The organism is Peribacillus loiseleuriae, assembly GCF_001183985.1.
Lineage (GTDB): Bacteria > Bacillota > Bacilli > Bacillales > DSM-1321 > Peribacillus > Peribacillus loiseleuriae.
Genome location: NZ_LFZW01000001.1, coordinates 734,599 through 749,900, shown reverse-complemented (window position 1 = coordinate 749,900; position 15,302 = coordinate 734,599). Strand labels below are relative to the sequence as shown.

At 35.6% G+C, this 15,302-nt stretch carries 10 protein-coding genes and 2 pseudogenes; 6 read left to right on the top strand and 6 right to left on the bottom strand.

What is annotated here, in order from left to right; all coding sequences use genetic code 11:
* Positions 1-287: 287 nt before the first annotated feature.
* From rbsK to AC625_RS03335, 4 genes and pseudogenes are all read right to left on the bottom strand, one after another.
* Positions 288-1,223, bottom strand: coding sequence for a ribokinase (gene rbsK / locus AC625_RS03350; RefSeq protein WP_049679988.1), 936 nt, complete (start codon positions 1,221-1,223; stop codon positions 288-290).
* 12 nt (positions 1,224-1,235) lie between these two features.
* Entirely contained in the window at positions 1,236-2,246 is a 1,011-nt protein-coding gene (locus AC625_RS03345) for a LacI family DNA-binding transcriptional regulator (protein WP_049679987.1), read from the bottom strand.
* Positions 2,247-2,548: 302 nt separating this feature from the next.
* Positions 2,549-3,075: pseudogene (locus AC625_RS27550) on the bottom strand (IS5/IS1182 family transposase); the annotation flags it as partial.
* A 35-nt stretch (positions 3,076-3,110) separates the two neighbouring features.
* Positions 3,111-4,118 (bottom strand): annotated as a pseudogene (locus AC625_RS03335) (polyprenyl synthetase family protein); the annotation flags it as partial.
* Between the two features lie 587 nt (positions 4,119-4,705).
* Here AC625_RS03335 and AC625_RS03330 point away from each other — a divergent pair.
* Both AC625_RS03330 and AC625_RS03325 read left to right on the top strand, forming a co-directional pair.
* Positions 4,706-7,492 carry a bifunctional diguanylate cyclase/phosphodiesterase gene (locus AC625_RS03330; RefSeq protein WP_049679986.1) on the top strand — a complete coding sequence of 929 codons (2,787 nt, stop codon included), beginning with the start codon at positions 4,706-4,708 and terminating at the stop codon, positions 7,490-7,492.
* A 346-nt stretch (positions 7,493-7,838) separates the two neighbouring features.
* Positions 7,839-9,482: a thiamine pyrophosphate-binding protein gene (locus tag AC625_RS03325; RefSeq protein ID WP_049683575.1), complete on the top strand. Its 1,644-nt coding sequence runs from the start codon at positions 7,839-7,841 to the stop codon at positions 9,480-9,482.
* A 175-nt stretch (positions 9,483-9,657) separates the two neighbouring features.
* Here AC625_RS03325 and AC625_RS03320 read toward each other — a convergent pair whose 3' ends face one another.
* Both AC625_RS03320 and AC625_RS03315 read right to left on the bottom strand, forming a co-directional pair.
* Complete coding sequence (locus AC625_RS03320; protein ID WP_049679985.1) at positions 9,658-10,269, bottom strand: hypothetical protein; 612 nt, start codon at positions 10,267-10,269, stop codon at positions 9,658-9,660.
* An 839-nt stretch (positions 10,270-11,108) separates the two neighbouring features.
* Complete coding sequence (locus AC625_RS03315) at positions 11,109-13,337, bottom strand: YcdB/YcdC domain-containing protein (RefSeq protein ID WP_049679984.1); 2,229 nt, start codon at positions 13,335-13,337, stop codon at positions 11,109-11,111.
* A 201-nt stretch (positions 13,338-13,538) separates the two neighbouring features.
* On the opposite strand from AC625_RS03315, the gene AC625_RS27545 reads away from it, so the two are divergent.
* The 4 genes from AC625_RS27545 (at position 13,539) to AC625_RS03305 (ending at position 14,834) form a co-directional block, all read left to right on the top strand.
* Positions 13,539-13,697 carry a hypothetical protein gene (locus AC625_RS27545; protein WP_245645124.1) on the top strand — a complete coding sequence of 53 codons (159 nt, stop codon included), beginning with the start codon at positions 13,539-13,541 and terminating at the stop codon, positions 13,695-13,697.
* Positions 13,657-13,923 (top strand): GNAT family N-acetyltransferase, encoded by a 267-nt coding sequence (locus AC625_RS25365; protein ID WP_245644924.1) that lies wholly within the window; start codon positions 13,657-13,659, stop codon positions 13,921-13,923. Before AC625_RS27545 ends, AC625_RS25365 begins: the two co-directional genes overlap by 41 nt.
* Before the next feature lie 7 nt (positions 13,924-13,930).
* Positions 13,931-14,122, top strand: a complete 192-nt coding sequence (locus AC625_RS03310) for a hypothetical protein (RefSeq protein WP_082190930.1) — start codon at positions 13,931-13,933, stop codon at positions 14,120-14,122.
* 556 nt (positions 14,123-14,678) lie between these two features.
* A complete protein-coding gene (locus AC625_RS03305; protein ID WP_049679982.1) occupies positions 14,679-14,834 on the top strand; it encodes a carbon storage regulator in 156 nt (51 codons plus the stop codon).
* Positions 14,835-15,302: the final 468 nt, after the last annotated feature.

Sequence of the window (15,302 nt, the reverse complement as noted above, 5' to 3'; positions counted from 1 at the left end):
ACAAAAATCAACTTAATTTCTGATAAGATAGTCAATCTTAGCTATTTCACTAGATTTCCTCTGACCTATTGCAACTATCTTCATTCAAAAATCATTTACCATATCAACTTTTTCCATCACCCCTTTCAAATAATATTTTGATCCTTTTTACTCCCACTGTCGCTATTGCTAGTTTAAGTCTGATACCTTGATAAAACACTGTTCGCTATTAAACTATTAAATTAATAGCTACTAACCTTAGAATAACTTTTCAGTGTTTCATACTAAATGTTCTATCAAGAAGACATTCAGATTGTAGTAAATTCACTGTACTTCTTTTTCTCAATGAAAGTATTTACTTGATTTGAATACGGTATTGAATTTTGAGCACCTTCTAGTGTAACTGCTATTGCGGCTGCGGCTGCAGCATATCTTAAACTGGTCACGACATCATCATTAGATAAATAACTAGTCACAAATGCTCCTATAAAGGTGTCCCCTGCAGCTGTAGTATCAACTGCTTGTACATCAAAGGCACTAGATTTATAGTATGTGCCAGTTTTATTCATATAAATTGCACCTTTTTTACCTAATGTTATGATGACCTCTGATACTCCTCTCTTGATAAGGATTTGAGCAGCTCTGAGGGCGTCTTCTTCTGCTTCCACCGCCATTTCAGTAATTTCTGCTACTTCAAGTTCATTAAGGATTAGTAAATCTATCATTTGAAGATATTGATTGTTAATAGGTAGTGCTGGTGCTGGATTAAAGATAGTCTTTATTTTGAATTCATTCATCTTTTCTAAAATATAGGCATTTGTTTCCCAAGGAATCTCGTTCTGCATAAGAATTGCATCATACTGCAACCAGTCAATTTCAGCTAGGTCTTCCTCTGTTAACAATCCATTAGTACCTTTATTTAAAATAATGTTGTTTTCTCCTAATACATCAATTGTAATTAACGCCATTCCTGTCGTCTGATTTTTATTTTTTACATACTTTAGATCAATACTGTCTTTTAATAGTATCTCCCGAATTTCTTTTCCAAAGAAATCCTCTCCTAAAGCACCAGCCATGGTCACTGTTGCCCCTGATCTTGCAGCTGCGACAGCTTGGTTTGCACCCTTTCCTCCTGAGAAAAAGGAAGTTTCTAGCCCGTGTATCGTCTCACCTGGCAATGGGTGTCTGTTAACTCGAGTAACAATATCCATATTCATACTACCAATCACTAGAATTTTAGACATTCCTCCACCTCCTTAACCCAAATATTTCACCGACCCAAATTTCAAAAGTTCAACACCTAAGGTAACTTTCTTAGGGAATGAGTCGTGTTTATCAACTTGCTTTAACTTTTCAATGAGCATTTCTGCTGCATGAGTCCCCATTTCATATGTTGGACGTTTTACAACACTCACTCTTGGCTTAACAAATTCGGCAAGATCATTTGCATCAAAGCCTACGAGGGATACATCCAATCCTATTGTTAGCTCCAAATCTCTTAATGCCTTTATAGTTCCTTGACATATCAGATTGTTTGCAGCAAATATTGCTGTTGGGGGTTTGGTTAATTTCATCAGTTCTTTGGTTGATTGGTAACCGTTGTTTTCGAACCAATCTCCATGCTTTTGGTAATCATTTACTAATTCAATGCCATTATCTTTTAGTGCTTGTTGATATCCCCAGTGCCTTTCGGTTCCATCATTAAATGTTTGAGGTCCAGTAATAATAGCAATATCTCGATGTCCATATTCAATTAAATATTTAGTGGCTTCATATGCTCCTCCAAAATTGTCAATGATCACTCCGTCAAGACCGCAACCATCAATATAACGATCCACGAGGATGACTGGTTTATTCATTTTCTGATAAAATTCCGGATCCTTGTGTGCGCCAATTAGTACAATTCCATCAACATTTCTCCGAAGGGAACTTTCAAAGAATGCATCTTCTTCACTCTCACTATCATTTGTTGAAAATACAAAGGTATGGTAACCCTTTTCTTTTGCCACATTAACTGTTCCTTTGATAACTGATGTATAAAACGGATTTTCTATTTCAGGAACCACCACTGCCAACATCTGCGTTTGTTTAGTAATCATGGATGCTGCCATCGTATTTGGTACATAATTTAGTTCCTTAACTACTTTTAATACCTTTTTACGTGTTTGGTCACTAACCCTGTCCAGTCCATTTAGGACTCTTGAAACTGTCGCTACTGAAACATTTGCTTCTTTAGCGACATCTTTAATTGTTATGTCACAGGTCATTACGATCCTCCATACAACTTAGTAAATATGTAAACGTTTTTACAAGATAGATATTGTATTTACAACTATTTGATTATGGAAATTAAACAGTTTGTAAAAACGTTTACATCTGGATTATAAATTAAATTTTTAGATTTTTCAATATTTATTTTAAGAGTTATTAATTTTTTTTATGTTGGGATTCGTCATCACCGATATAATCGGAAATCTTAGCAAAATTATTGATGCTTAAGTCAATTTCATAATTCATTATTTTAAAGAAATACAGACCTTAAAATTTAGTTCTATTAAAAATTTTAACTTTAAGCAGCCTGCTTTTGAATGTTTAAAGCTACATTCATACGGTCGGCAGCTAATTTTGAAGCATTATAAACCAAGGTTACTAGATCAAAATAAACTTTGTCACGGGTCCAGCACGATAACGAACATTGTTGAGCTTAAAGTATAGTTTGAGATAAGTATTAACAAATTCCACAGCCGTATGGCATTTACAAATCAGTTTCCAAGCTTTTGAGCCGCGGACTGGTGCAGCATTTTTTCTAAGGCCAGAGGTATTTCTCGCCTTATATACATTTTTGCAAGGACCTTCATTGGCTAAAGGACAGTCATGACATTCTTTGGGCCGCATGTACTCGAGTGTTTCGTATTTCAGATCAAAACTATCATAGCGATACGAGTGTTCACGAAAACAAATTGGTGCGAAATGCATATCAAAACCTTCTGGCTCAGGCTTATTCTAAGCAATCACTGATTGTTGACCCATTCGGTGAGTCTGTATATAAATCAGCTCGAAATCATATCTTGCACCCAGCGTTTTGTGACGTATTGCCTAAAGTTGAACACACTCATGGACCTCTTTTAATAAAGTGAAACTTCTATAACGCCCTTGACCCAAGTCACGATTGGCCTCAATCGCTTGCCATCGCCTTCCAAACTGTAATTTGCAGCATCAATGATTGGCTCTTCCATCAAAGAAACATGATCGGTTTTAGAAATATGTAAGATGTTGTTGATCTGATTGCGTACGCTTTGTATCGTATCTAAAAATTCTTCCTGCTCTTTCCGCTCATTTTTCAGGATGGTAATCATATGGTCCCGAAGCAATTTATCAAAGAGATCCACATCATCTGCTTTTTGAACCGTTTTTTTGATTACACGATTGAAGTTTGGATTTTTAGGAGCAAATAACGCCATAACCTCGTTGTATTTCTTTATGCCCATTCGTTCTTTAAATCGTTTCAGGCCATTTATCGCACGATCCAAAATCACTTCACAGGTCTTAGTATCTGAATGATACATATTATGGATCAAATGGGAGATGACCGTCCAGTATAATTCAAAGAGATTGATAAGATCAGGACGTTTATCATGATATTTCATCTAATAAGTATAGGGCGTTACCACACTGTCCTTCATATCATCAAACATATCTGCAAAATCATCAGCCAGCTGGTTGTAAATTCCATAAAAGAATGTTCGGTTGTCAAAACCCTCGTCCAAAGAGGCACTGATTACTGAACGGACAATCAAACGTGAAGAAGAGGATTTTAAAATAATCGGGATATAAAGCTCTTCATTGGTGTAATTTGCATTGGATAGATCTTTTACACGGTCCACTTCTTGGGAATGAAAAAACACATAGGACTGCTCGAAGAAATTTTTTCTTGTCTCTGGTCGCTGATAGGCCTTCATATACTCAAAGGCATCTCGGAGTCCCGTATAAATATAGCGGATTAGTTCTGAATTTTTTCCAATCCACTCTCCCAATTCCGGAACAGATCCTGTGATAAGTGTAGTACGTATTAAATCGGAATATTGCCTTTTCTCTTTTTCAGATAAGACTTTGGCATCGAGAAGATCGTCAATGAATGGTCAACGGAAATAAGCCCAGCACTTGGTCCTACATCAGCCGAATGGCGCAAACTTTTCCATTCATTCGCTGCAGCTGTGACAAGTTACAAAAGGAGTGTAGAAACGGTGCATTTGCGCGCTGTATCTGCATAGTCTAACTCCTTTAAAATCGCTTGTAGCTCGTTTTTTGAAAGAAAATTTTGAATCATATTTTGGAACGTGGTATGCTTGTTCATGAGAGATTCCTCGTTTCGTAAATGTTTGTTCGCACTTACATTTTACTAGAGGAGTCTCTCTTTTTGTTTATATTTTATTGGAATAAACTAGATAATCAACACGCGTGATCAAATGGTTAAGTAGTTTAACTTATCTCTAATCCACCTACTAAAAAAAGCATACCTATTGTTTTTTACTGATTTTTATATTTTTATATTTTTTCACTAATCTGTTTATTACTAATGTAAAATAAAAAACATGAGATATGACCTAAACTTAGTATGAAGAATTTAATAGATCGTTCATTCGACGCTAATGAAGCAAATATTTAACAAGGGTTCATACAACACGATAATAAAATCGATAATGATAAAAGATTGGGGTTCGTTTAAATGTTTAGGGAACAAACGAGGTATTCTCGGCTTGCCAATATAACGAAAATGATAAATATGAAGCTAGATTTACGTGAAGTGTTGGAGCAGGTAACATTAGCAATATCTGAAGAAATCGTCCAATGTGATTCTGTGGGCATTTATTTGCCGCAAAAGGATGGAACATTCAGAGGTTATGTAGGAAAACCAGAAGTTATTAATGGCTGGACGTTGGATATGCATGTAATTGAAACTGAAATAGATTTACTGGCAAAAGAAGTGATTGAAACAAAGAAAACCATCTATATTCCTGATACCTCAAAGGATAATCGACCTGATCCCAGAGCTGTTGAGGGGTTTCATATTAAATCTTTATTAGCTCTTCCTATCTCTTTTGAACAAGAGTTATTTGGTCTTGTCTTTTTATTTGATTATGGAATTCCAATGAACTTAACAGACGAGGAAATTCAAACGGTTGAGGCCTATGTAAATATGGCTGCTGTTGCTCTTCAAAACGCAAACAACTTAGCTCATAAAGAACACCTCATTAAAGAAAAGCAGTTGTTGCTTGATGTTACACGTGACTTATCAATGTGCTCCTCACTACAAGAGAGCCTTGATACATGCTTTTTCTCCTTAGCAAAGGTTTTAGATAATTACAATATAGGTGTTCACTTATTAGACCCTTTAGCCGAAAAAAGAATTAAGCCGGCTAAGTTGAGTAAAGATAGTGATTGGACAGAAGAAAATTGGATAAAAACACATAACAAAATAAAAATTGACCAAAGCAATGATGCTCTGATGCAGGAGGTTTTCGAAACAAAAAAAGCCATTCTTATTCCAGATGTATTTGAGGATGAAAGACCTAATCATGATGTTTGTCGCAATTTTGGCATAAAGGGTCTAGTTATGTTTCCTTTGATTTCAATGGGTGAAATTTTAGGGCAAATCTCTATTGTTAATCTTGAAGAAAAAGCACTTTTCTATTCAGAACCTCAATTACAGCTAGCCCAATCAATTATTGACACCACAGCCTCTACATTATCAAACCTGTTATATATGGAAAAGCAAGAGATTATTATCGAGGAGAGAACCTCGGAAATTATCGTAAAAAATAAAGAACTTGAAAGAGTTGTAGCAGAGTTACAGCAGCTTAGCCGTGAAAAAGAGTTAATTCTCAATTCTGCAGGTGAAGGAATCTTTGGATTAGATCTTGATCGAAACATTACATTCTGCAATCCAGCAGGTGCACACATGTTGGGTTATGAAACAGAAGGAGAATTAATTGAAAAATCAGTCGATATTATTATGAATGGAAGTGATACAGGGGAAGAAAAGATTATTTCATCTTTTTTAAATACAAATTATGATAGCTTCTTTAAAAGTAGGTTATTTTTTAGAAAGGACAACTCCAACTTTCCAGTCGAATATGTCATCTCCTTAATAAAAGAAGGCGACGAGGTTATAGGAGAAGTTGTCACATTTAAAGATATAACTCAAAGAAAGCAACTGGAAGAAAAGATTAAATACCATGCTTATTTTGATAGTTTAACAGGTTTACCTAACAGGATTCTTTTACTAGACAGGCTAACTCAAGGACTGAATTATGCAAGAGCGAATGGAGAAAAATTAGCAGTTCTATATTTGGATTTAGACCGTTTTAAGTTAGTAAACGATTCTCTAGGTCATAGCTTTGGGGATCTATTGCTCCAAGATGTTGCCAAACGTTTAAGTGCTTGCGTTCCGAAATGTGCAACCTTATCACGGCAAGGAGGGGATGAATTTACTATCTACCTACCTAATATTAAAAGTAAAAATGAAATTTTAAAGGTTATTAATTGTATAAATGCTTCTTTTTCTAAACCCTTTAACCTAATAGACAATGAAATATATATTAAAACAAGTATTGGTATAAGCCTGTTTCCTGATAACGGCGATACTACAGAAACATTAATCAAAAATGCAGATACAGCTATGTACAAATCGAAAGAAACACCGGGTAATATATACCATTTTTTTAGCGAAGGGATGGATACAAGAACTTTTGAAAGTATCAAGCTTGAAAATGCTTTATATAAGGCTTTAGAGGAAGATGAACTTATTATCTTCTATCAGCCACAAATAAACTATAAAACAAATAGGATTAAGGGCGTAGAAGCTTTACTGAGATGGAATCATCGAAAACAAGGCATGATATCCCCAGAGAAGTTTATTCCAATTGCTGAAGAAACAGGTTTGATCGTCCCTATAGGTGAGTGGGTTCTTAAAGAAGCTTGCAAACAATTAAAGGAATGGCATAATCAAGGATACCCTTTAATTAATATGTCCGTAAATTTATCCGTCCATCAGTTCGAACAGAATAACTTATTTTCCATTGTAAAAAATATCCTAAAAGAAACAGATCTGTCACCTGAGTATTTACAACTAGAACTTACAGAAAATTTGATTGTTAAAAATACAGAGTTAACTTTAAAAACGATGACGCAATTAAATGGACTGGGGATAAACTTAGCTATTGATGATTTTGGTACCGGATATTCATCTTTAGGTTATTTGAAAAATTTGCCGATTTCCACATTAAAAATTGATAAATCCTTTGTACAAGAAATGCTCAGTGATGATGCAGCAGCCATTACAAAAACCATCATCACTCTCGCTCAAAATTTAAACCTTGAAGTAATTGCTGAAGGGGTTGAAACAAAAGAACAGGCAGAATTTTTATCGGCACAAAATTGCCATTTCATGCAAGGGTATTTTTTTAGTAAGCCAATGAAGGCTGAAGATATTATGAAGGAATATTTCCAATAGAGTTCTATTTTATTAGAAAAGCGTAAGCGCCTTGTTCAACCTAAGGCAGGCATAAGAACGCAGATGAATAGAAGGAGTTCTTTGCCTTCAATTCATGTGTGGCTTATGATCCCGAGGGGCTAAGCTGCTTACGCCAGACATCAAAACTAAGTACAAAAACTTATACTTTCTTATCTTATAAATAAGGCTGTGTTAAATAACATTGTTATTAAAAAGAGTTTTGGCTCATTCGTGTGAAACGAGAGAGAAAGCTCGCTTTCTCCCATCGTTTCATGGAGGTAGAGCTAAAATGAGCCAAAAATCAACAGCATCATATAACACAGCCATAAATAAAAGGAGAATCATTATGAAAGCAGCTCGTATGGTCTTAGAATATTTAAAAGGTAACGGCGTTCAACATATTTTTGGTATTCCAGCAGGTTCTGTCAATGCATTTTTTGATGAGCTTAATGATATGAGTGAATTAACACCGATTGTAACAAAACATGAAGGAGCAGCATCATACATGGCTGCAGCTTACGCAAAATACACAGACCAGATGAGTGTATGTATTGGCTGTAGTGGACCTGGTGGAACAAACCTAGTAACAGGTGCTGCAAATGCCATGCGGGAGCATTTACCGGTTTTATTTTTAACCGGTGCTGTTCCGGTTAATACAATCGGTTTAAATGCTTCTCAAGAATTGGATGCCGAACCGATCTTTCGACCAGTTACCAAATATAGTGTAACGGTTAAAGAATCTAAGGATTTACTCAAAGAAGTAGTAAAAGCCGCAGAAATCGCTATATCTGGAGTACCTGGTCCAGTGCATATTGCTATACCAATTGATGTTCAACATGAAATGGTTCAAAACATTGAAATACCAGCTCCATCTAAAAGAAAAAAAATGGTTCCTAATCTCGACACCATAAAAAATGTAGCCAATGAGCTAGTAAAAAGAGAAAAGGGATACATCTTTGTAGGACAAGGAGTAAGGAATTCAGTTGAACAATTAATAGAGTTAGCAGAAATGCTGAATTGGCCGATTATCACAACACCGCAAGCAAAGGGGTACATCCCAGAGGATCATCCGCTTCTAGTAGGCGTTTTCGGTTTTGCTGGCCACGAGGCTGCCTCAGCATTGATAGCTGAAGGAGATGGACAAGTATTATTAATCGTGGGTTCAAGCTTGGGAGAAACAGCAACAAATAACTACAACTTAAGTCTTACGAAAAATCGTTTTTCTATACAAATGGACTTTGATCAATCGGTGTTCAACCGGAAATATGAGGTTGATGTGCCTGTGCTAGGTGATATAAATTTAAGTTTATTATTTCTTATAGAAGAATTAAGAACTAAAGGGATAACAAGAAAAAGGGATAAACTTGAGGTTAAAGTAAAGAAAGAGTTTATTGAGGATATAGGGGAGTATAACACGAAAAACGTCCTATTAAATATTCAAAGGTATTTACCTTCCTCCACTAGGTATGCCATTGATATTGGTGAATTTATGGCCTATGTCATTCATCACATGAAGGTTTTAGATTATGATACCTATAATATTAATGTCCATTTCGGCGCAATGGGAAGTGGGATTGGGTCTGCCATAGGCTCAAAGTTAGCTGAACCTGAACGCCCTGTTGTCTGTATCACAGGTGATGGTTGCTTCTTCATGCATGGAATGGAAATATTAACAGCAAAGGAATATAATTTACCAATTTTGTTTATTGTTATGAATAATGCTCGTTTAGGTATGGTATACCATGGGCATGCATTACAATTCCACCGTACTCACCCATCTTTTGAGCAAAATTCAATTAATATTAGTGCGTTGGCTGCAGCTATGGATATACCAAGTTTTCGAGTAACTGAACTGCTAGATATTAACCAAGACATGATTAATAACTTACTGAATTTAAATGGGCCAGCAGTCCTAGAAGTAGCTTTAACTGATCATAATACTCCTCCTATGGGAGACCGGGTTAAATTCTTATCTTCTTTTGGAAAATAAGAACCTTGAGTTTTCATAAGTAAAGATGATAAGTCATATAAAGCGGGAATCATCCTCGCCTTATATGACTCTTTTATCTAATATGGAAATGGAAATTTCCTTTGACACTGTAAACTTCCCTGTTCATTACAGCTCGATCCCCAACTACTAACGTACCTATCTACCAGCCTCTTTATTAATTTGAGAATGAATATTGAATGACTTTAAGGATTGCTCCTATTGTTTTTCCTTTGAAGGCATCTGGGACAGCTTCACCCGTGGGGTTTGAGAAATAGTAACTACCAATTTTCTCATCATAGGAATACCCTATGCTCGTTAGTGAATGTTGTAAGTCAGTTGGTAATTTTACTAACCCAGTTTGTTCAGTGAAATAGTTTGTAGGATAGACCTTCACATCGACGTCTCCAGCTCCAGTATCTACCACAAATAAGTCCTTTTCATGTTGAACAACCCACTGACCTTTTGAATATAAAGAAATTCTGGCTCCTTCTAATGAAGATATCGCATCTAAATTAACACCAAGAATTTCATTTATCACCTTGCGAATTTCTGCTCCTGTTATTTCCTTGTCATATTGATTTAAACGTACATCCATTGCCTCTCTAGATGCAAGTACATTTCCTGTTGAGAAAGAAACCCCAACTGCCCCCTCCATCTCTTTAGATAAAATAGGTATCTCGTCTAAATTAATTTTGAAGATTGAATCTACAGCTTTACAAATCTCAGCACTACTAATTCTTTTTCCATAAGAATCAAAATATTTATCCATCATTTCTGCCTTTGTCATCATTTAACCCTCCCATAAAAAATATAGTCCCGCAAACTATCACCGATCATTTTACTCCAATTGCCTTTGATAATTTAGATTTGAGCCATTTTTCAATGATTTAATCACATAAAAAATGAGCCACACGATTTCCAATTTCATATCCCTCTCTTATGATAGATAGTGACAAAACAATCTACATGAGAAGAGGACAAAAGGAGGATCAAAATGGCTCAATATCATAATACCAAATTTTTAAAAGTGGTAGAAGGATTATCACAGAGGCAAATTACAAAAAAAACTTGGGATTTCAAGAAATACTGTAAGTAACTGATTGACCTGTGAACAAGATCTGTCTTCAACATTTCCTCATTTCGATCAATTAAAGACGACAAATACCTGTCACTAGCCAACTAAGATGAGTCCACTGTCACTCCCCGAAGTTTAGTAGATTTTGTCGACAGATTCAGATAGTAGAATCCTAGATGATTGTAAATTTATGGTTTTATTTAAACGCACAAAAAGGCTCAGTAGTTAAACGGAACCTTATAAAATAATTGTTTATTTTTGTTTGTTGAGTAAAAATATAGTAATAGAACAAAAAATGATCAAACCCGCATTCTCGAGTTAACCAATTTACTCCATTTAAAATATTATTCTGTAAGCCCGAACTATAAAAAGTGGGAAAAATAGGTATGGTTATTTAAGTATTGCTACTGCTTTATTTGGTTTCTTTGTCGCGTTTCAAGGACTTTTTTTGGATTAGTTGCTTGCTTCTTTTATAAGAAAATTTTATCGGATGACAAAATAAGAGCGGACCTGCCCAATGGAGACAGATCCGCTTTTGGGTCCTTGTTTTTTTAATACTGTATTTGTATCCCTTTTTTATACACTTCATGTGCTAAGCGGACAGCCGAGATGGATAAATCTGCATATGCCACTTCTTGTTTAGGGTTAAATTTATTATTACTCGTCGTTAATAAACCTAATGAGTGTGCCAGTGCGACATAACCAATATTTTCAGCCTTTACATCTTTGGCATCTGCAAATTTAAGCTGATAAATTCCTTGACTTTTTGCTGCTTGCTCGAGTCCTAATGTACGTACATACCAAACCGCTAGTTCTTCTCTTGTTAGGCGCTCATCCAAATTTAAGGTAGCTGCTTCTTTTCCTAGAACACCTTGTGAAACCGCTCGTTCAACCACTTGATATAATGGGTGATCAGGTTTAATATTTTCAAACGATTGACTTTTATTTCTTTGATCATAGTAGTAATCGGCATCGATATATGAGATTGACTTCATGATCACTTCAAGGGCTGCACTTTTTGTCACCTTTGCATTCGCATCAAATGTCTTTACATCCTTTACATTTAAAATTCCAGCTTGGATAAGATAATTAAGCTCCTTCTCTGCCCAAGGGTGTGAAATCACTTTACGATTATTCTCAATCCTACTAGTCCATTCACCTGTGTTCGCATCTAGGTAGTTAAACGGATTCTCGTTGAATATTGGTGTATACACAAGATGGTACTGATCACTCTTTTTGCCGAACCCTTCTTTTACATATTGAAGATCTAAGTTTAGTTGATTCAAATATATAGCTTTCGCTTTTTCCTTTGAAATCACCTTTTCAATTGACGGCCAGTTTTCAATATCTATATTATTCACATTCAGACCAAGTAAAGAGCCATCAGCCGATACACTAACAGAAATTTGGTCTCCACTTACGAGAATATTATTTACGACTCTTGGAAAGCTGAAAAGATAGACACCTCTTTCTTCATCATAATATGTTTCTCCAGTTGGCATCACATAGTTGTGAAGATAAGAAGGGGAATACTGTTTCAAATACTTCACCGCTTGATTAAGAGCTTCTTCACTAGAAATCGTATGAGCCGTTTTTTTACTTTCACCGATATCGATTCGTAAATCATTTTTAATATCGTTATACTGAATGATTTCCCCGGTATGTTTGTCTAGCTCCAAGTTTGTCCCAGTTCCGCCATTGCGGTATTCATACATGTATTGAATACTTATCACATCTTGTCCGTTGTAATTTTTCCGCTCATCAACGGATTCAATTCTTAGCTTTATGTCTTTTGAATCAATCGCGAGTAATTTTTCGGCAAAAGTCTTCGCATCTGCTAAAGAAAAATTGGTTTGCTTCGGCTCGATTGGCTGAGCTGAAACTTTCACCATTTCATTTTGTTCTGGATACTTAGCAGTAAACCCATTCATCGTTTGCCACTCACCAGAAAGGGCATGTACACCATTTACATTGCTAGTTGGTTGATAAACGAGCTTCACATTTTTATCACCAGTGCGATAATCAAAGTCTATTATGTAATGTAAATCAACTGATAGATTCTCTTTAACCTTTGAAATCATCTCGTTTTTAGGTAAAACCTTCGTCACATCATCATATGATAGAGACCCGCTGCCGCTTAAATCACGATTAAAATCACTTACTTCTCCATTTCCAAGCACAGTGATTTGAATCCGTTGGTCTTGAATAGGGATGCTATTTTTTGTACGAATAAAAGAAAATGGATAGCGGATAGGTTCTGTAAGCAATTGATTACTTGAATAGTAGTCGTAGAAATCCGTATCTAACTTGTATTCGCTGCTTTCCGGAAATTTTTTCAGAAATGCAAGAGCTGCCTCCTTCGCTTTTTCTTTCGTTAATTTTGCTGGAAATAATGCATCCACTGCGTTAGCTGGTTGATAATAAAAATTCCCAATTTCTAATTTATCCCCTACAAAGCTAACACTCCCATAGACTTGCTTACCATTTACGTTTTTATGAAAGCTTAGGTCAAAACGAATCGTATCATCATCTGGAAAGTGATGTCCGCTGCCCATATTGAAATCACTGTCATTTAAGAAATTAAACTGATTTGGGAAAAATTCCTTAAATTTCTTAATAAGCTGGCTTTTTGTTACAACACTATCAACCTGAGAGATTTGAATTTTTACGTTATTCTGCTGTTCATTTCCTAATGATGCTGCACTAACATTTGGTGCCAGTACTCCAATTGCTAGACCAGTAGACAAGGTTAAGATTCCTAGTTTCCTTAAGTTCTTCAAAATACCCCTCCTAATATTTACAATCATGCTAATTATATACCATTTATGTATAATTGTAGTATAAAAATTAGAATTTCCTACCATAATTACTAATAATATAGAAATTAATGTAATAGAACTATATCAATTATGTTTTTAAATGGATAAATAGAAGTATGTATTGAAATTATTCTCCATACTTGTTTAAAGGAGAATAAAATGATGATTAGATTAGCTGAATCAAAAGATATTGCTCAATTAGTCAGAATGAGATGGGATTTTACAATAAAACATCATACTTCCAAAAGGTTTAACGAAAGCGATCGCAAAAAACTTTCGATTGAAGTTCCAAAGCTTTTTAGAAAATGCAATCAAAAGTGAGCATTGGTTTATTTGGGTTGTAGAGGAAGAACGAAGAATTGTTTCTCACATCTATATTGAAATAATACAAAAAGTGCCCCGTCCTGGAAGAATGACAAGTCCGTTTGCATTTATAACTAATGTTTATACTGTTAGAGGTTTTAGAAACAAGGAGATTGGCATTCAGTTACTAACTACTATAAATGAATGGACCAAAAAAGAGCAGTATGAATTTATCATTGTGTGACCGAGTGATGAAAGTGTTAATTAATATAAGAAAAATGGATATAGCCATTGCACAGAGCCTATGGAGTACTTTCCGTCTTAAAGTTAAAACTTTTTATAAAAATCAGGAGGATGAGGCGGAACAAATGTTAAATAAAGAACTTTTATCGCAAATCTTTACGAGATTTGCTGCGGATAAGAGTATAAATTCTAGTAAATGATATGAATATTTCTCACTGAAAATTAAAATAAGTGCCTGTCACTCCCCGAAGTTTAGTAGATTTCTTCGATAGATCCAGATAGTAGAATCCTTTGTAGTTGTAAATTTATGGTTTTATTTAAACGACCAAAAAGGCCAGTAGTTAAACTGGGCCTTATAAAATAATTATTTACTTCAATCGTTGTGATACACACTCCACATGTGTGGAGTGCGGGAAGCTACCGTTTTGCCGCGGCATCTGTTACAGTCGCTTAATATCGCATCGAATCAACGTTCTTACAGCCAATTATCTTTGTAATCTGTTTCTTTGGCATACTTTATCTCGAGCGCGAACTTAAAGTTTTCTTTAAGTTTCATTAATGGGCTAATCTACCATGATAATATACAAGGAGGAAGAACGCTATGAAAAGGTGAAGGGTTAGCTTGTTATTAGCGTTGCTACTGAGCTGGACCCTCTCTGCGGAGAAACAGCTGTTGGATGGATCTGCAAAGGGTTCAATTCTCGTAAAAGATGTTCAAATCACATAAAGATCCTTCACAGTAAAGGAGTGAGTCTGATGCTAGTCGTTGGAAGAAAACCCGGACAATACATAGTGATCAACGATAAAATTATCATAAAGGTAATTAAAAGTGAAGAGGGGCACTTACGTTTGGCTATTGAAGCGCCAAAAGATATCTCTATCGTTCGCGGAGAATTGCTTAATCAAGAATAAGCACATGTATCTCGGTTTTTAATGCAAGCTTTCGTTTCGGAACACCTTGGATTCCTGTATTTTTTGAATGAGCCGAGTATAAGATGCTCCACTTGGAATTCGATTAGAACCAGTAAAGCCACAATCCAAGCTGGATTCTACACTTCTCTTCAATCGATTCCAGAGACCCTTAATCGTTGAAATGCGCTCCACAATTCGAATGAATAGCGATTGTAGCATAACTGCGTAATTGAGTTGTATCGGTGCCCTAGAAATGCCTTCCTCGATACAATTCGTAAGAATGGAGTACTCCCTAATATTTCGAACAGGTAACCTTGGGCCTCCCTAAGCGGCATCTCTAATAAATTTTCCAAGGAAAACAGGCTTTCCTGTTGAATACTACTATATCTGGAGTCCTTCCTATCTTTTCTCAGGTGTGTATTAGGTGTACTTAACACTTCGAGATTTGGAGAAGTACTCCTTTTTTCA

Excerpts from the sequence above, each read along its gene's own strand:
- AC625_RS03305 (WP_049679982.1), top strand. The coding sequence starts at position 14,679 with ATGCTAGTCGTTGGAAGAAAACCCGGACAATACATAGTGATCAACGAT.
- AC625_RS03320 (WP_049679985.1), bottom strand. The coding sequence starts at position 10,269 with ATGACAAAGGCAGAAATGATGGATAAATATTTTGATTCTTATGGAAAA.
- AC625_RS27545 (WP_245645124.1), top strand. The coding sequence starts at position 13,539 with ATGATTAGATTAGCTGAATCAAAAGATATTGCTCAATTAGTCAGAATG.
- AC625_RS03325 (WP_049683575.1), top strand. The coding sequence starts at position 7,839 with ATGAAAGCAGCTCGTATGGTCTTAGAATATTTAAAAGGTAACGGCGTT.
- rbsK (WP_049679988.1), bottom strand. The coding sequence starts at position 1,223 with ATGTCTAAAATTCTAGTGATTGGTAGTATGAATATGGATATTGTTACT.
- AC625_RS03330 (WP_049679986.1), top strand. The coding sequence starts at position 4,706 with ATGTTTAGGGAACAAACGAGGTATTCTCGGCTTGCCAATATAACGAAA.
- AC625_RS03345 (WP_049679987.1), bottom strand. The coding sequence starts at position 2,246 with ATGACCTGTGACATAACAATTAAAGATGTCGCTAAAGAAGCAAATGTT.
- AC625_RS03310 (WP_082190930.1), top strand. The coding sequence starts at position 13,931 with ATGAAAGTGTTAATTAATATAAGAAAAATGGATATAGCCATTGCACAG.